Raw genomic sequence first — 18101 nt, forward strand, 5'->3', positions numbered from 1 at the left:
CTTTCACTGTTGATTGAACGGTTCTTCTATTGTTGTTACCGTCACATTGGGAGCCGGAGATTTAGTTTCGGTTTTTGGTGTTGGGGGTTGATTGAATAGCTCTTCTATTGGCACCGTCACATTTGGATTAGGGGATTTAATTTCCGCTTTTGGTGTTGCCGTTGATGTTGGTGGCGGTGTGATCATTGATGAAGATGGAACTTCTGAACTCGACGGTTCGGGTGTTGGTGTAAAAGTTGGTATTGGTAAGCTTTCTGGGGTTGGAGACTCAAACAGCGGAGGAGATATTGGTGTTGGAGTAGGTGTGGTTTCTACTGATGGCGTTGGTATAGAAGTAGGTGTAGCTTCTGCTGTTGGTGCAGGTGTAGGTGTAGGTGAAGATGTTGGCGGTGATATAGGTGTTACTTTAGTTTTAGGTTGTTGGCTTCTGTCAGTAATTGGTTTAGGGAACGTCAGTACCGGATCTATGATTGGTGTGGTTTCTGGTAAGGATGGTGGCGTTACAGTTGGCACAGAAGTGGGTTGGGGAATGGCTGATGGTGTCTGAGTTGCCTTAGGATTAGGTTTAGTTATAGGTGCTGGTTTGATAGTAGCTTTTGGCTCGCTGGTGGATGGTTTTGTTGGTGGAGATGTGAAACGATGCCAGTTAAACCAAACCAATAAACCGCCTGCAGTTAAAATTCCTATAGCAATGATTTTTTTAGGTGAGAGCAAAAAAGTTGGATTGTAAGGCTTATATAAAGGTGAAGGATTTTTCGTTACTATAGACATTCGAGTTAATGTTGGCGGCAAAGTGGGTAACTGGGAATTGGTATCCTTTCCAAGCTGTTGATTGCAATCTAAGTTAATATCTGCGCTACTACTTTGAAAATTTTGAGGTGGCAAAGTAGATGCATTTTGAGAAAGAACATTGAAATTGTGGCGAGTTGCTGCCACTGCTGACTTGTTGTTCAAAGATAATTGTAGTTCTAGTGCTTTAGTAAGATAGTCAGTTGCGGTCTTATTTTCATCCAAACAAAGAGCACGAGTGCCTAGCTGATGAAGTATCCAAGCTTGAGATGCTCGATCTCCTCTAGCTTGAGATGCTTGCAATCCTCTTTGCAGCATTTGCTCCCATAAACTCCATTGTCTATTTAAAACGAGCGAGCTTTCTACTGCTTTGACTAAATGCAATACATCCTGCCAATGACTGGCTTTAACCGCCACTTCTATGACTTGTACGATCGCATTAATTTCTGTAGCTAATATTGTTGGTTGCTGATGATACTGTTTTGCCCAATTTGTAAAGTAGGTAATGGCACTTTCTAAGGCTGCTCTTAGCTTCCATGCTGGTGGTAAAACTTCTGCAACTGTCTGATTTAGGATGTAGCGATTTTCTTTTTGTTGAAGAAGATGAAGCCGACGTAAATTCTCCAAAATATTAGGAGTTTTAGGCTGTTTTGTGATATCTACAATTTCTTCGGCTGACAATCCTGCATCACCGATTACAGCTAACAAATCCAAAATGCTTCTTTGCCTTCCTGACAGCGACTCTAATATTTGTTGGATGAGATATTTTTCTGGTTCGTTAGTTGGTAGTTGGCTGACAATATCGGCAAGCGATCGCCCCTCTTCCAGCATATAAGCGATCGCAAAGCGCAGATATGTTGGGTGCCCCTGCAAAATTTTACACAAAGTTATTGCTGCAGGTCTTTCCTCAATCGTCAGTGAGCTTTGGAGTTCCTCTTCCAATAAAACCAGAGCATCCTGAATAGAGAGTCCAGAAAGCGTGATAGAACATCCTTGTTTGTGAAGACGCTGTTTTGAAGAAGCGAAAACAAAAGTACATTTACCTAAAGCATTTCTTAATTCCGTTACTTTGTCTGTCGTGAGTTTATCCTCATTTAATACAACTAGCGCTTGTTTATTCTGAATTTGTTGTCGAATTTGTATATTAGTAGGTTTATAAAGAATATCGCTCTGATAAAAAACTTCCCAGATAGATTGAAGTAAATCATCTACATAAGGGTGAATTGAAGATAAATATATAACACCATCAGCAAAACTTGAGCTAGCTTGCAATTCGTGCGCCAAGCAACGTAATAAATCTGTCTGATCCAAACCCGTAGGATTCCAAAATTCTACTGTTTGTCCAGATTGTAAAGCTGCGATCGCTTCTTTAAATACTTCCTGATACTCTATTTGCTGCTTGCATGGAGGGTGACGTATTAATGTTGGTGTAGAATTTTGTTGCAAAGTAGGCTGTTCTCGTGCTGTTGCCAAATTTGCGATCGCACCTTGACTTGAACCAACCTGGATCGTGTAATTGCCAACTGTTAGCTTACCAATCATTTCTATCTGTATTTTTTCTGTAAAATTGCCATGTGGTATAGATTTTTCTCTAGTCATGCAGTTAGTTTTTCCTTGATTTACCACAATTGTTTTACGATTATTGATATAGATTTTACATTTATTTTTTATTTAGTAAACCTTTTCAGTATTATTACCCAAATTCTTATTTAATCAGTAAAAAATAGTAATTGCTAAAAATGTCAAAAAATAGACACAAAAAAGAGTGGATATTATCCACTCTCTCAATATTCTTTAAGTTAGTAGATTAATTTGTTACATCTCACCTAATCAAGTGGTGTAACTTATCATCAATTTTCTTTGTCCATTTAAACCACTTGAACATTCTCTGAACTAGGAAGTGACGATTTGCCATCTTCTAAATTAATTTTCACCACCCTCTTTTTAGCTTCTTCTGCCTTTGGTAGCGTTAAGATTAAAATACCATTCTTGAACTCGGCTTGGACTTGGTCATTCTTGATGGGAGTAGGCAAAGGAATTGTGCGTTGGAATTTACCATAGCGGAACTCGGAGCGGAAATATCCACGCTCTTCAGTTTTACTTTCATGGCGAGTTTCACCAGCAATAGATACAGATTCTCTTGCTACTTGAACATCCAAATCTTTACCTTCTACACCTGGAATTTCAGCCCGCAAAATCAAATTATCTTCTGTATCTTCTAACTCAATTGCAGGTGCCCAAGTTGTCATGTACTCACGGTTAACTCCAGTCAATTCATCAAACATTCGATCCATTTGACGACGGATAGTTTCCATTTCTTGGAACGGTTGCCAACGTATGAGTGCCATAACTTATTTAACCTCCTTTGCAACAGTATTACAACTGAATTCAAGGTTACTTAAAAAATATTTACCAGTACTCTAACGAGTTCTCAAGTTTAGTTTTTTCTGGGCATTCCTTTAGTTGCCTTTGTCTTTATATTGGCTGAAAACAGAAATTAAATTAGTGAGGAAAACCCTACCTATTTTAGTCGTACTTTCCAGATAAATCTTCAAAAATAAAAGTCAATAGCCAATAGTTAGTGGTTAGCACAGAAAACTAATGACTAATGACCAATAACTAATTCCTTACTTTTGTCCGATTTGTCTTTGTAATTGTTTCAAAGATTGATAAATATCTGGTAAGCGGCTTAAAATAGCAGACACCTTCAGATATTGTTTGTGAGGTACGGCAGGAGTTCCAGAAACAATTTCTCTAGGTGGAACATCATTGTGAATACCAGCTTTAGCAGATGCGATCGCACCATCACCAATCTTCACCTGATTGGCAATTCCTACTTGCCCAGCTAAAATCACGCGATTTCCAACTTTGACGCCTCCTGCCATGCCAGATTGCCCTGCCAATGCACAACCAGCGCCAATTTGACAACCATGACCAATTTGCACCAAATTATCAATAATTGTATAGCGACCTATCCGTGTTTCTCCTACAGCAGGACGGTCAACAGCGCTATTACAGCCAATCACAACTCCATCTTCTAAGACAGTGTAACCCGATTGTTCCATTTTCAGCCAACCAGTAGGAGTAGGCACAAAACCAAATCCTTCAGCACCAATGACTGCGCCGCTATGAATTTCGCAGTCTGCGCCGATGAGAGTACGCTCGTGAATAGTACAGTTGGCGTGTAAGGTAGTGCGATCGCCAATCCTCGCATCAGGATAAATTACAACGTTAGCGTGAATGCAGGCTCCATTGCCAATTTCTACTCCTTGATGAATCACCACATGAGGCCCAATGTAAACTTCACTGCCAATCTTTGCTGTAGAATGAATTACCGCAGTAGGATGAATTTCTGGAGCAGGACGCCAGGGTTGATAGAACAATTTGAGTACTCTAGCAAACAATAGTTTTGGCTCAGGAGTAGTGATCCAGGCAATATCACGTTCTTGTGCTTGTGTCTGCAGTGTTTCATCTTGAGGCAAAATTAAAGCACTGGCACTTGTCTTTCCCACCATCGCAGAAAATTTTGGCCCTTCAATGTAGCTAAGAGTACCGCTTGTCGCCTCGTCAACCGCTGCTAGTGCTCTTATTTCTGGATCATACTCTTTTTTGATACTAAGACTATTAGCGGCGGCTGCATCTCCAAGTTTTTCTAAAATCTCACTGAATTTCATTGTGATTGGGAAATCCTTTGTATTAGTTAGATGGTTTTTGCTCTCGTTCAGGATGATGTTATCAGAGGTATTGTATAAATCTTCTCTACATCAATCTATTTCTCTAAAGAAAAATTACTACTAAACGCCCATTCCCCAAATCACGACTACAAATGATTCTCCTTTGCTCCTCTAGCCACATAATAGTATGATGCTATCTTTTATAACTAAGTAATACTCAATAGTTTTAAAGTCCCTCTAAAGATAAGGGACAGGCTATTCCTGTGGTAGAAGTTTGAAAAAAATACGCTAGTTACCTTTTCATCAGAAGCAACTGAAGCTTGATTTGCTTGAGTGTCTATCAGGGCGTTGCTGAATAGAAGTATGAAATTAAAAATTCAGTATCTTGAAACTCTTACTCTCCGCGCCTTTGCTCCTCTGCGTGAGGTAGATTCATCCCCGGATTCAGCAACGCCTCTATCAAACTCAATTCCGAGAACATTGGTTGTTCAGAATTGTCTGCAACCGTGTTTGAGATTCATAACTACAATCATTTTGTTTTTAAAGATTTAAACGGATAGGCATCAATGAATATTGTTTGTGACGTGAGGGCGATTAAAAAGTTAGTTGGCAGCTTTATGGGAGTTGCTGGTGTAAGTGCCTTTATTAGTTTTCCTGCATTAGCACAAGCTAACTTAAATTCCGCTAATTCCAACAGTTCTAGTCAATTTATTCTTGCCCAGAGTACGCAAAGAAACGCACCCGCTCCTGTTGGTTCACCAGGAACTATAAGTCCATCTCCTGGTACTACGCCTGCACCTGGTACCACTAATTCGGGTACTTCATTAAGCGCTCTAGATCGAGAATTTATGACTAGGGCTGCACAAAGCGATCTAACTGAAATTCAGACAAGTCAGCTGGCACTCCAACGTTCTAAAAACAAAGCTGTAAGAGATTATGCCCAGCGCATGATTCAAGAGCATACAAACTCTAGCAGACAATTGACGCAAATAGCGAAGAACAGAAATGTAACGTTGCCTAAAGATATCGGCCCAGAAAACAAAGCTTTGTTGACTAAGCTGAGAAATGTTACTGGCAATAATTTTGATCGTGCCTATATGCAAGGACAGGTGCAAGCTCATAAAAAAACTCTGGCTGAGTATCAAAATTACTTGAAAAAAGGACAAAATCAAGAGTTAAGAGCGTTTGCAAGTAAAAATGCACCTCTTGTTGCCGATCACTTGGAGATGGCTCAGAAAATGGTAGCAGGGCGATAACTATAGCAGTCTTAAATGTGGTTGAACACGGATATTCATGGGGCGAAGTATAAAACTTTACGCCCCTACTGTATCAAGACAACAAATTTTATTCCTTCAACAATAAATAATATAAACTTCCACTACTGCCTGTGATGCCAGCGCGATCGCCTGCTAAATCACCAGTTCCCATAAAATAATCTACCCGCCCTGGCCCTTTTATAGCACTGCCAGTATCTTGATCTAAGACAAAGCGACTGACTCGACGTAAAGCCAGCTTGCCACGACTGGCAGGATAGGGGAATGTAGCGTTAATGATCGCTAGTGCTCCCGGTGGCATGAGAGATTTATCTGTGGCAATAGAACGATCTGGTGTCACGGGTACGCCAATACTACCAGTCGCTGCACTACCACCAGTTTCTTTGAAAAAGACAAAGCGTTCCCAACGCGGTAGATAATTATTTAACTCCTTGGGATGTTGGCGGAAGTACTGAATTACTTTAGGTAGCGTCAAACCGTCTAAAGCTACTTTGCCATCTTTAGCCAATTCTCTGCCAACACTAGTCCAAGGGTAATCAGTGCCTCCCGCATAACCGACAGAGGTTTTGGTACCGTCAGTTAATCTCAGTTGAGCAGAACCTTGAATATGTACTAGATACGCATCCAAGCGATTGCGGAACCAAACCAATTCTAAACCGCGTAACGGACTTTTCTCACCGAGTAAACCATCTTTTCCTTCTAAATCTAATCGTTTGGGGTGTGGTTTAGCCCATTGCTCGAAGTCCACTGGGAGTCGATAAAGAGGATATTTGTATACTGAAGTGCGAACGCGACTGGCAGGATAAATAGGCTCGTAATAAGCAGTGAATTTTACAGTACCGTTGCCATCGTTGCCGACTGATTTGTAAAAGACGAACTCTCGACGCACGGCTGCTTGTAGTTGTGCTGGTGACTTAGAGCTAACTACTAACTGGCGAAAACGTTGCAAACTGCGACGAACACGATCTAGAGAAATTTCTGGAATTGGATAATTTTGGTACGCTGCGATCGCCCCCTTTGTGTTTAGGAAACGCAAGCTATGATCTATAGCTGCCAATAGAGCTTGGCGATCGCCCTGTTTGCCCTTTCCACCCCAAATTTGCTCATCCCATCCCAAGCAGTGGTGAATAGGGGCACAACCAGTTCCAAGAGCGATCGCCTTGAGTGGCGGTGTTACCTCTGGGATGATTGGAACTTGCAGGGGAACTTGCTCAGGATTTTTGGGTAATGGTAGGCTAGGAACTTGAGCCAAAGCAGAGTAAACAGGGTTGACAAAGGAAATTCCCAGGCTCAAAGAAAGCAAAGCAAGCGTTTTTCTCATCATTGATTATGTAAATCTTTCCACACTAGAGCTAAATATCGGTTCTACCCGGATTGCTACAATCCGAGAAGGACGCACCACCATATATTCACCCTGAATATTTTTAATGGGCACGTTAATAAAGTCGTTGGAATCAGACTTTGGTGTCAGTGCGCCGCTATACCACTTCTGAAAATCTTGAAATGTTGGAAAACGTACTTCTTCCCGGTGCCCACTTTCCATTAACAGATAAACTGCGTATTCATTCGGGGTTCTAGACATATTATTTGCATCATTTGAAACACATCCCACCCATTTTGCACTAATAACTGCCTGAATGGAAAGAGGAGCAGACAAGTGTCGAGAGTCTTTGTGACGTGTTGAATTAATCACCCATCGCTACTTTTTTACTCCTATATATTTATTTCGCCAATGACGTTTGTTTTCCTAACCAGAGTTCCCATCTCCAGCAAGAGCAATAGATATATGAACTTCAGAGATGGGAGTGTTAACTTCACTCTACTAGTAAATAGTTTCAAAACTTAATAATTAATGAAGTAAAACTATATTGATGCTTTTGGATTTTACATGGTGATTTTTAGCTGTAATTAGAGCTATAACTAAAATATAATTGCTATTTAATCAAGTTAATTAATTGGGAAAAGTAAAGTTTAGTTTCAAAGAAATTTATTTCCAGATCAAAGGTGCTAACTTAATAATTGAAGCTAAAAAGCTTCCCTGGCAGATCGAACAGCTAATTGAAAATAAAAAAGAGGTAAAACGCTGTTGAAAATACATCTGTCTCGTCAGAAAATAGCAACACCCAACTCAAAAGTTGATATTTCCTCATAGTGGAAAGAAGGGGGCGCTGTAACTGATAGCATCACTGATTATCAAGGTGATTAGCCCAGTACATCCCTGGCTAGGATTAACAAACAGAGGAAATCACTCATCTTTTAGCAGCTTGGGTGTTGTTGTTTTATTTACAACAAACTTAGGTGTAAGCTAATACTAAGTGAAATAGCACGAGACAGTAAAAACAGCACCTTATGTCAATAATTGCTCTGAGAGCATGGTATCTTGAAAATTACGAGCCGATACCAGAGCTGGAAAAACGCCCGCCAGATATTCGTTTGAGTAAAAAAAGTCTGCTGAAATCAGGATTGAGAGCGGACTTTTTGGAAGATAGCGAGGAAATTAAACAATCAATCTGGTTTGAGCGCTATCTAGAAGGAGAAAATATTGAATTTTACATAGAAGGCAGTGGAGGCTACTGCGTAGCCAATATTGACTTAATTAGTCATGAAATTTATTTCACTAAACAGTCGGTGTTGGCGCAGTTAGAGCCGACAATTTTTTTATGCTCTCAAACAGAATATGCACAAGCAAGTGATGCTCTGCGCGAGGCACTGCTGAGTGGTTTGGAAAAGTTGAATGTGCGATCGCGTCTGCCTCTGAAATTAGTAGAATCCTATCGCTCCAAAGATTCACCAATCAGAATAGGTAGCGCAATGATGCGAAAGATCCGTAGGAGTTTGTTGTTTATTGCTGATACCACACCCATTACAAGTATTGAGGGTAAAGAAACTGCCCAACAAATTCCCAGTCCAACTGTCTGTGTCGAAATTGGCTATGCTATCCAAAGTAAGCGAACTGAGCAAATCTTATTAGCACAAATGCAACGCCCCGATTTACCGGGGCAGTTTCCCTTTGACTTGCCGCCAACCCAAATTCTGCAATTTCAAGACGCTAAACAGCTAAATAAAATTTTGCCACGAACAATAGAAACACAGCTGATGCGATTTAAATTGTTTGTTTAGGTTGTTTATCCATACAGCAGTTGGTAGCTAGTTGGTAACACTAACCATCTACCATTCATGGTGATTTTAAAAATGATTACGCCAGTAGAAAGCAATTTTCAATGCAAAATCTAAATCTTAAAATAATATAATTTCTCTCTCAACCAAAAAATATGCATAAAGGTAGATTTGAAAATTACTAGTTTGTAAAATAAAATACGTTGGTGACTAAATCGTGGTTATAAATCAATTTTGAAATTTACCGCGCTAGACAGATGCGGTTACATAACCTTCAATGATGTACGTCAACCGCTTGCGCCAGCAAAGTTTAAATCAGATATTTTCACATCCTTTACTGATTGGAAAATTTGGAAGTGTGTTCGCCATTGTAGTTGGCTGCCTTGTCATGTTTGGCTGGTGGTTCAACTTAGAGGTTTTGAAGAACTGCTTCAATCTCAGTAAAGTAACCATGAAAGGAAATACAGCATTATGCTTTATTTTGTTAGGCATATCGCTGTGGCTATCAATCAAAAGCAGGGAAGACAGCAATACAGGAATAATTTCAGCACAAGTGCGCAAGTACTCCCATAGTGTTCTCCTGGCAAGGGCGTGTGCATTTACTGTTTTCCTAATTGGTACGCTGACATTAATCCAATATCTATTTGGCTGGAATTTTGGTATCGATCAACTGCTATTTCTAGAAGAACCAAACCCCAGGTTGACATCCCAGCCAGGTCGAATGGGGTTGAATACAGCAGTAAACTTTATATTGCTGGGTAAAGCTTTAGAGCTTTTGGGGAAACCAAAAACCGATCGCAGCATTTGGTATGCACAGATTTTCACTTTAGGTGCAGCTGTGATTTCCTTGCTAGCTTTGATTGGTTATGCTTACCAAGTGCAAGTTCTTTACGGCATACTTCCCCATGTCACATCAATGGCACTACACACAGCATTAACATTTACAGCGCTTTGTGTGGGGATTTTGTGGACACAACCAGAGCAGGGGTTAATGCAGATCGTAACTAGTCAAACCTATGGTGGATTGCTAGCACGTCGTTTATTGCTGGCGACTTTTGCAGTACCTTTAACTACAGGATGGTTAATTCTGCAAGGACAACGGTCAAAACATTACGATACAGCCTTTGCATTAGCATTGTTTGCGATTATTTTAATTGTCATTTTCGCGATTTTGATTTGGGAAACAGCTTCCTCTGTTCAACGTTTAACTAACCAGCGCGATCGCGTTAAGCAGGCACTAAAGACAAATTCTGAAAAACTGAGAAGTTTTGTAGAGGCTAACGTTATTGGCATTTTGTATGGGGATATCTACGGTGGTATCGAGCAGGCAAATGACAAATTTCTGCAAATGATTGGGTATACTCGCAAAGATTTAAAAGCAGGCAAAATTAGCTGGAAAGAAATTACGCCACCAGAGTATTTGGATTTGGATGCACAAAAAATAGCCGAAGCTCAAATTAATGGTGCTTGTACGCCCTACGAGAAAGAATATATTCGTCGTGATGGCAGCCGGATTCCGGTTTTGGTGGGTTATACGCTAGTGGGAAATAAACGAGAAGAGTCAGTTGCGTTTATCCTAGATTTAAGTGCACACAAACAAGCACAAGCAGCGTTAATCCAAAGCGAAGAGCGATTTCGGTTGGCGGTTGATCACATGCCAGATGTTTTTGCCATTTATGATGCCCAACGGCGATTTCAGTTTGTCAATGCTGCGGCTTTACAATTATTTGGAAAGCTTAAGGAAGATATTATTGGACGAACAGATGAAGAAATTTTCCCTGCTGAGGTAACAGAACCTTATCTTGCAACTTTGATTCAGGCAGTCGAAACACGTACTATTCAAACAACAGAAGCCAGAATTATTTCCCCCGATCGCGGTGTACTTACCACATTAATTAAGTATGTGCCGATTTTAGATGATCAGGGAAAGATTTATCAAATTTTGGCTTTTGCTGAGGATATCACAATCCGCAAACAGGCAGAGGAAGTTCAGAAAAATCAACAAAAATGGCTTGAGGATGTACTTAACCTGATGCCGACACCACTACTTTTGATCGAACCTGGAACGGCACAGGTAACTTTTGCCAACAAAGCAGCTAACGAAGTTGCTGGAGGCAAATTTCCGATGGCAGATTCAGCTACAGACTATCATACTCTCTACTACTCAACAGACGCTGAGGGCAATCCAATACCCGATGCTCAAGCACCAGGAATACGGGTGGCACGTGGTGAACGCTTGGATGGCGTAGAGTTAGACTGGCATTCACCAGCAGGCATCCGCTCTTTGCTGATATATGCTGATACTTTGCCAGCTATGCACGGGCATTCGGCTACTTGTGTCTTAACATTTCAGGATATTACCAATCTCAAGCAAGTCGAAAAAGCTTTATCATTGGGCTATAAACGGCTCCATTTATTATTTAGTACAGCTAGCGATTTACTATCGAGCCAAGAACCACTAAAGCTAATTGAAAGTTTATTCCGAAAGCTCTCAGAGCAGATTGGGTTAGATGTTTACTTTAACTACTTAGTTGATGAAAACTCTCAACTGATGCACCTAACTTCTTGGTGCGGCATAGATGAAGAAAGTGCCAAAAAAATCGAATGCTTAAGAGTTGGTATGGGGATGTGCGGTACTGTCGCCCAACAGCACCTTCCGATTGCAGTAGAGAATGTACAACAATCAACCGACTCACAATCAGAATTCTTACGTGCTATTGGTGCTACGGCTTATTATGGTTACCCGTTGATGGCACAAGGGCGCTTATTGGGTACTTTGTGCTTTATCAGCCGCACTCGCTTGAAGTTTACCCAAAATGAGATGGGAATGATGCAAGCAGTTTGCGATCAGATCGCGATCGCTATGGAACGTGCCAGTTTGATTTCTTCTTTACAGGAGCAAACTGAGCAGCTGCAACAAGCAAACCGCATGAAAGATGAATTCTTAGCGATATTGTCCCACGAATTGCGATCGCCTCTCAATGCCATCCTTGGTTGGTCTCAAATTTTGCGTTCCCGCAACCTCAACGACACTCAGATTCACAAAGCACTGGAAACCATTGAGCGAAATGCCAGAGCGCAAGCACAGTTAGTGGATGATTTACTTGATATTTCGCGGATAATTAGAGGTAAGTTGCGTCTGAATGTTCGTACTTGTGATTTGATTAACATTATTGAAACTGCCTTAGATACTGTAAATTTAGCCGCTCAAACTAAAAATATTCAAATTCAGACAATTCTCGATCCGACAGTAGCAGTCGTTTCCGGTGATGCAGAACGGTTGCAGCAGGTAGTTTGGAATTTATTATCCAATGCGATCAAATTCACACCCCCAGGTGGACGAGTGGAGGTACGATTGTCAGGGGCTAACGATGGGGGAGTAGAGACTAGAAAAGACACTAATCAATGTCAACTAGACTCTTGCCAGTACCCAATCACCAGTACCCAGTCTCCAATATCCAATGCTCAAATTACCGTTAAAGACACAGGTGTCGGTATCAGCCCTGACTTTCTCCCTTACGTATTTGATCGCTTTCGTCAAGCAGATAGTTCAATTACCAGATCCTATGGTGGGCTTGGATTGGGGTTAGCGATCGTGCGTCATTTAGTAGAACTGCATGGCGGTACAGTTCATGTAGAAAGTCTCGGAAAGCAACAAGGCACCACGTTTATAGTTAATCTACCACTTATAAAGACTGAACCACCAAAAATCCATACTCAAGAGTCAATAGTTAATAGCCCTTCCTTCTCCCTCACTCCTTTCCTTACTCCCTGCCTTAGCGGTGTACGCGTGCTAGTAGTAGATGACGAAGCTGATACTCGTGACTTTATCACTACAGTACTTCAGGAATCTCAAGCCGAAGTTCAAGCGGTGTCATCCGTGCGAGAAGCACTAGCAGCTATCGAATGCTACAAACCGGATGTATTGGTAAGCGATATTGGGATGCCAGAGGAAGATGGTTACTCTTTAATCCGCCACCTGCGATCGCAACCGCCAGAAAAAGGAGGAAAAATTCCAGCGGCAGCTTTAACAGCATATGCTAGGGCGGAAGATCGCCGTCAGGCAATACAAGCAGGATTTCAACTGCATATGCCTAAACCCGTCGATCCATCTGAGTTAGTTACAGTAGTAGCCAGCCTAGTTGAACGCAATACTTAAAAATAAGTAAATCACCAGGTGTAGGAACTCACCTATGCTGTTGAAATAGGTATTTTCAACTTAAATGCGGTTAATGTCTAATCAATCGCACTTGTTCACGGGCAATCCCACCGCTCTGGTGATTTTTTAGCGGAAAACTCCACTAAAAGTAAAAAAGTAAAGGGTTTGGACATATTATCTCAATTCTTATTTTTGTACCGTATAAACACGCACTATTTTGCCCCACATATGGGCATCTTTCTCGTATTTCATACCATTCTTCATCGCTACCTTTTGAGATGCTATATTTGCGGGATCAATCAGTGAGATCAGGCGGTGAAAACCAAGTTGCTCAAAACCATAATTACGACAAGCAATAGCTGCTTCTGTTGCCAAACCTTGCCCCCAATATTCTTTAGCGAGTAAATAACCTATTTCCACTTCTTGTTGCCCATCTACCAACTGAGATATCAATCCACAACGTCCGATCAACTTGCGATCGCCTTTGTGAATAGTTGCCCACAGGCTCCAACCACCTTGTTGATAGGTATTGATGATTCTCTCTACCTGCTGTTGTGTTTGTTCATATGTATATGGGCTAGGATAGAACTTCATGACAACAGGATCGCCGTAAATACGAGCTAATTCATCCACATCATCTAGGGTGAGATGTTGCAAAATGAGACGTGGTGTTTCAATAATAATCATCCAATTGAGATTTGAACTTGCTTGAAGAGTTTTTAGTCTAAGCAAAACCGTTATTTACTATCCTCAATCAAAATCTGAGATGCCTACAAAATACCTCATTTCAGCAATCTCAATCCACTCAGTGTCACCAATACTGTAGAACCTTCATGCCCAACCACACCTAGTGGTAAATTAACATTTCCCAAAAAATTACCAACTAAAAGCAAGACTATAAACGAAAGAGCAATAACTATATTTTGTTTTACAATCACCTGCGCCCTTTTACCCAAGCCCATAGCCACTGCAATTTTCTCTAGTTTATCTGCCATTAAGACAATATCTGCCGTTTCCAAAGCTACATCGCTCCCCGCTTTCCCCATTGCAATACCCACAGAAGCCTGAGCTAGCGCCGGTGCATCATTAATACCATCACCTACCATTGCTACTGTCTCATATTCTTTTTGAAGATGGCGGATCACACGCAGCTTGTCTTCTGGTAGCAACTCTGCATATACTTGGTCTATGCCAATTGCTTGAGCAACACTGTTGGCAGTTTGCTGGTTATCCCCAGTTAACATGACAATTTGTTCAACTCCTAGCTTCCGTAAATGTGCGATCGCTTTTGCTGCTTCCGGTCTAATTTTATCGGCAAGGGCAACTAAACCCACTATATTGAATGATGTAGAAAGAGAAACTATATCCTTATCCTCTTCTCCCCGTGCCACCCAAACAACTGTTTTACCTTCTTGCTGTAAAGTATGAGCCGCATCCTGCAATTTTACTGATAAATTAGTTACATATTGCTGCACAAACTCAGCATTCCCAACAATGACTTGCTGCTGTTTCACCAAACCAACAATTCCCTGTCCTGGTATAGCTTGTACCTCCACTGCACTCTTATATTCCAAATCACTAGCTGCTTGTACAATTGCTTTACCAATCGGATGCTCGGAACGAGATTCTAAAGCAGCCGCAGCTTTTAATACGTCTGCTTGCGTATATTCACTACTAGCAATTACTTGACATACTTCTACTTGCCCTGTGGTAAGAGTACCTGTTTTGTCAAAAGCGATCGCTCGCACTTTCCCCACTCTTTCCAATTGAGCACCATTTTTAAACAGAATTCCTTGTTTTGCACCATTGGCAATACCCGAAAGCAAGGTTGGCATAATTGCTGCCATCAGCGCACAAGGAGAAGCCACTACTAAAAAAGTTAAGGCACGATAAATTGTAGTTTCCCATTCCCAATTCCAAATAAAAGGTGGCAAAATAGCCAGAAAGATTCCAACTACAACAATTACCTGTGCATACCTTCGTTCAAATTGCTCAATAAATTCTTGGGAAGGCGGCGCTTCTGTTTGTGCTTGCTTTACCAAACGAATTACGCGCTGAATTAAACTACTTTCCGGTGGTTGATGCAACTTCAGCTTTAATGCCCCATACCCGTTCAGCGTACCTGCAAAAACTTCCTCACCCACTTTCCTCTCTACAGGTAAAGACTCACCAGTAATTGCAGCTTGATTTAGAGAACTGTAACCTTCCAAAATTATTGCATCTGTGGGAATTAACTCCCCTGGCTTGACAATAATTTCATCCCCTAGTTGCAACTGGTTGATGAGAACTATCTCTTCTCGTCCCTGACGCACAACCCTGGCTGTATCTTGAGTTAAACTCATTAAACTGCGGATGCTCCGTTCCGTTCTTTGCATCGCATAACCTTCCAATGCACCACTAATTGCAAAGATGAGAATCAAAACAGCCCCATCGATAATTAGATAATATTCTTTTCGCCACAAGCCCAAACCAGCAGCACCTAATGCTGCCACAATCATCAACAAATCTACATCTAGTTCCCTTTCTTTAACAAGAGTAGTGAATCCCTCACGAGCACTTTCGTAGCCACCAATGATATACGCTGCAGGTAGGAGTAGTAGCGCCCATCCCAAAAAACCAAGGTGCAAAGCTATCCATCCGAGAAACAACAGCAATCCACAAAAGATAGCTGCTACAGCATCCATATGTTCTTTGGTAAATTGATGTAAGCGTCCTGGGTAAAGCATGAGAGCCAAATTAATACTACTGACTCCCTTAAGCTAAACCTTGACATTAATGTTAATGTCAAGCTTGTGTGAGTAAATAGGGGACTAGGATTGGTTATTGGTTAGTAGGGGTGGGTTTATTTAGATATATTCGTAATCATCAGAGAAATTGCGGTTAAAACCCGCCCGTACACTAGTTAGTGGTTTATTACTCCCCTTTTCCCCGTGTCTCCTTGTCCTCTTGTCCCCTTGTCCTTTTGCGTTCCTCCAACCCTATTCTTAGCAACTCTTAATTAGCTTCTCAGCCGGATGTAAAAGTCACGATGAATAATTAACCGATAATTAGAACAGTGCTCCCCAAAAGATAGGCAGTGATATGTGCATTGAATTTGGCAGGGAAATTTGTGGTATCCTCGATTCAGCAGAATCACGTGAGTGGTTAGTAACTAATGGTATAGGTGGATATGCTTCAGGTACTATAGCAGGATTACTGACTCGACGTTATCACGGCTTGCTGATGGCAGCCCTAAAACCACCTCTAGGTCGCACCTTACTGTTAGCGAAGGTGGATGAAAATGTTTTGTATGGTGATAAAATTTACCCTTTGTGCACCAACCGTTGGACTGATGGAATTGTTAGTCCTAATGGTTACCAGCACATAGAACGTTTCTCGTTGGAGGGCACTATTCCTGTGTGGCGTTTTGCCTGTGCCGATGCCCTGTTAGAAAAACGAATTTGGATGCAGCAGGGAGCCAACACTACTTACGTCCACTATCTTCTGCGCCGTGCCTCTCAACCTTTACAGCTAACCCTCAAAGCAATGGTAAACTACCGCGATTATCACGGCAGCACCCAAAGTAATGGGTGGAAAATGAGCGTTGAGTTAGTGGAGCGAGGAATTTGCGTGACTGCCTACGAGAGTGCGGTACCACTTTACCTACTCAGCGATCGCGCTAGTGCTGTTCCTGCCCACAATTGGTATTACGGATTTGATTTGGTAGCAGAACGTTACCGAGGATTAAGCGATCGTGAAGATCATTTGCACGCTGCTACTTTTCAAATAATTATTAATCCTGGAGAATCTCTAACTTTTGTTGCCAGTACAGAGAAAGAGCCTAACTTAAATGGTGAAACAGCTCTTAAACTCCGCCGCACCCAAGAGCAAAAGTTAATTACACTTTGGAAATCCAGCCGTTCTTCTCACGCGAAAGAAACTCCTGCTTGGGTAAATCATTTGGTTTTGGCAGCCGATCAATTTATTGTGGATCGTCCCAGACACGATGACATTCATGGCAAAACCATTATTGCTGGTTATCACTGGTTTAGCGACTGGGGAAGAGATACAATGATCAGTCTACCGGGAGTAACTCTTTCTACTGGGCGTTCAGAAATAGCTCGCTCAATTCTCCGCACCTATGCTAAATACGTAGACAAGGGAATGTTACCAAATCGCTTTCCGGATGCAGGTGAGACACCAGAATATAATACTGTCGATGCTACTCTTTGGTATTTTGAAGCCCTTCATGCTTACTACCGTTTTACCGAAGATGATGACTTGCTAGAAGAACTTTTTCCCATATTAGTAGATATTATTGATTGGCACAGTCGCGGTACTCGTTATAACATCCATCTTGATGCGGCAGATGGATTACTTTACGCCGGAGAAGCCGGAACACAACTGACTTGGATGGATGCCAAAATCGGTGATTGGGTAGTTACACCACGCATTGGCAAACCGATAGAAGTGAATGCTCTCTGGTATAATGCGCTGCGGATAATGGCAAATCTTGCCCGTCATATTGGCAAACCCCATCAAGAGTATGACGCAATGGCTGAACGCACCTTAGTTCGATTCTCGCGTTTTTGGAATCAGGAGGCAGGTTACTGCTATGATGTGCTGGATGGCCCCGATGGTAACGATCCATCCCTACGTCCCAACCAAATTTTTGCTGTATCTCTATCCGAAAGCCCTCTTACCCCTAATCAGCAAAAAGCTGTAGTAGATGCCTGTGCGCGGATGCTTTTGACTTCACACGCTTTGCGATCGCTTTCCCCCGATCATCCCCAGTATCAAGGACAATACGGTGGCGATCAACATCAACGAGATAGTGCTTATCACCAAGGTACAACTTGGGGATGGCTAATCGGCCCCTTTGTCTTGGCGTATCTGCGAGTTTACAAAAATCCAGCACAAGCCCGCCAGTTTCTCGAACCAATGGCTAATCACCTTCACGCTCATGGTATTGGTAGCCTCAGCGAAATATTTGATGGTGATGCTCCCATAACGCCACGAGGTTGTATCGCTCAAGCTTGGACTGTAGCAGAAGTGCTACGAGCCTGGTTAGTAACCGAGCAGTTAATTGCTCCTTTATAAAACAAAAAA

At 41.7% G+C, this 18101-nt stretch carries 11 protein-coding genes; 4 read left to right on the forward strand and 7 right to left on the reverse strand.

Annotated features, from left to right (window positions below):
* Positions 1-3: 3 nt before the first annotated feature.
* The 3 genes from UYC_RS0129170 to lpxD form a co-directional block, all read right to left on the reverse strand.
* On the reverse strand, positions 4-2388 hold the full coding sequence (locus tag UYC_RS0129170) for a hypothetical protein (protein WP_016878947.1): 2385 nt from the start codon (positions 2386-2388) through the stop codon (positions 4-6).
* 269 nt (positions 2389-2657) lie between these two features.
* Positions 2658-3137, reverse strand: a complete 480-nt coding sequence (locus UYC_RS0129175) for an Hsp20/alpha crystallin family protein (protein WP_016878946.1) — start codon at positions 3135-3137, stop codon at positions 2658-2660.
* Positions 3138-3416: 279 nt separating this feature from the next.
* A complete protein-coding gene (gene lpxD / locus UYC_RS0129180) occupies positions 3417-4463 on the reverse strand; it encodes a UDP-3-O-(3-hydroxymyristoyl)glucosamine N-acyltransferase (RefSeq protein ID WP_016878945.1) in 1047 nt (348 codons plus the stop codon).
* A 566-nt stretch (positions 4464-5029) separates the two neighbouring features.
* Here lpxD and UYC_RS0129185 point away from each other — a divergent pair.
* The gene (locus UYC_RS0129185; RefSeq protein ID WP_235083186.1) at positions 5030-5719 is read left to right on the forward strand and encodes a DUF4142 domain-containing protein; all 690 of its coding nucleotides are present in this window, start codon (positions 5030-5032) and stop codon (positions 5717-5719) included.
* Between the two features lie 88 nt (positions 5720-5807).
* Here the strand turns inward: UYC_RS0129185 and mltA are convergent, their stop codons facing one another.
* Both mltA and UYC_RS0129195 read right to left on the reverse strand, forming a co-directional pair.
* A complete protein-coding gene (gene mltA, locus UYC_RS0129190; protein WP_016878943.1) occupies positions 5808-7058 on the reverse strand; it encodes a murein transglycosylase A in 1251 nt (416 codons plus the stop codon).
* Positions 7059-7064: 6 nt separating this feature from the next.
* Positions 7065-7319 carry a hypothetical protein gene (locus tag UYC_RS0129195; RefSeq protein ID WP_016878941.1) on the reverse strand — a complete coding sequence of 85 codons (255 nt, stop codon included), beginning with the start codon at positions 7317-7319 and terminating at the stop codon, positions 7065-7067.
* Positions 7320-8086: 767 nt separating this feature from the next.
* On the opposite strand from UYC_RS0129195, the gene UYC_RS0129205 reads away from it, so the two are divergent.
* Together UYC_RS0129205 and UYC_RS0129210 are read left to right on the forward strand one after the other, a co-directional pair.
* Positions 8087-8857, forward strand: a complete 771-nt coding sequence (locus UYC_RS0129205; RefSeq protein WP_016878938.1) for a hypothetical protein — start codon at positions 8087-8089, stop codon at positions 8855-8857.
* 274 nt (positions 8858-9131) lie between these two features.
* Positions 9132-13013, forward strand: coding sequence for a hybrid sensor histidine kinase/response regulator (locus UYC_RS0129210; RefSeq protein WP_026087753.1), 3882 nt, complete (start codon positions 9132-9134; stop codon positions 13011-13013).
* 186 nt (positions 13014-13199) lie between these two features.
* Here the strand turns inward: UYC_RS0129210 and UYC_RS0129215 are convergent, their stop codons facing one another.
* Both UYC_RS0129215 and UYC_RS0129220 read right to left on the reverse strand, forming a co-directional pair.
* Positions 13200-13700: a GNAT family N-acetyltransferase gene (locus UYC_RS0129215; RefSeq protein ID WP_016878936.1), complete on the reverse strand. Its 501-nt coding sequence runs from the start codon at positions 13698-13700 to the stop codon at positions 13200-13202.
* 95 nt (positions 13701-13795) lie between these two features.
* On the reverse strand, positions 13796-15739 hold the full coding sequence (locus UYC_RS0129220) for a heavy metal translocating P-type ATPase (protein ID WP_016878934.1): 1944 nt from the start codon (positions 15737-15739) through the stop codon (positions 13796-13798).
* Positions 15740-16094: 355 nt separating this feature from the next.
* On the opposite strand from UYC_RS0129220, the gene UYC_RS0129225 reads away from it, so the two are divergent.
* Positions 16095-18092, forward strand: coding sequence for an amylo-alpha-1,6-glucosidase (locus tag UYC_RS0129225; protein ID WP_016879764.1), 1998 nt, complete (start codon positions 16095-16097; stop codon positions 18090-18092).
* Positions 18093-18101: the final 9 nt, after the last annotated feature.

The sequence above is a fragment of the Chlorogloeopsis fritschii PCC 6912 genome (assembly GCF_000317285.1).
Classification (GTDB): domain Bacteria; phylum Cyanobacteriota; class Cyanobacteriia; order Cyanobacteriales; family Nostocaceae; genus Chlorogloeopsis; species Chlorogloeopsis fritschii.

Bases quoted from the DNA above. Each gene is read 5' to 3' on its own strand.
- mltA (WP_016878943.1), bottom strand. From the start codon at position 7,058: ATGAGAAAAACGCTTGCTTTGCTTTCTTTGAGCCTGGGAATTTCCTTT.
- UYC_RS0129175 (WP_016878946.1), bottom strand. From the start codon at position 3,137: ATGGCACTCATACGTTGGCAACCGTTCCAAGAAATGGAAACTATCCGT.
- UYC_RS0129195 (WP_016878941.1), bottom strand. From the start codon at position 7,319: ATGTCTAGAACCCCGAATGAATACGCAGTTTATCTGTTAATGGAAAGT.
- UYC_RS0129185 (WP_235083186.1), top strand. From the start codon at position 5,030: ATGAATATTGTTTGTGACGTGAGGGCGATTAAAAAGTTAGTTGGCAGC.
- UYC_RS0129205 (WP_016878938.1), top strand. From the start codon at position 8,087: ATGTCAATAATTGCTCTGAGAGCATGGTATCTTGAAAATTACGAGCCG.
- UYC_RS0129220 (WP_016878934.1), bottom strand. From the start codon at position 15,739: ATGCTTTACCCAGGACGCTTACATCAATTTACCAAAGAACATATGGAT.
- UYC_RS0129225 (WP_016879764.1), top strand. From the start codon at position 16,095: ATGTGCATTGAATTTGGCAGGGAAATTTGTGGTATCCTCGATTCAGCA.
- UYC_RS0129215 (WP_016878936.1), bottom strand. From the start codon at position 13,700: ATGATTATTATTGAAACACCACGTCTCATTTTGCAACATCTCACCCTA.
- UYC_RS0129210 (WP_026087753.1), top strand. From the start codon at position 9,132: ATGATGTACGTCAACCGCTTGCGCCAGCAAAGTTTAAATCAGATATTT.
- UYC_RS0129170 (WP_016878947.1), bottom strand. From the start codon at position 2,388: ATGACTAGAGAAAAATCTATACCACATGGCAATTTTACAGAAAAAATA.
- lpxD (WP_016878945.1), bottom strand. From the start codon at position 4,463: ATGAAATTCAGTGAGATTTTAGAAAAACTTGGAGATGCAGCCGCCGCT.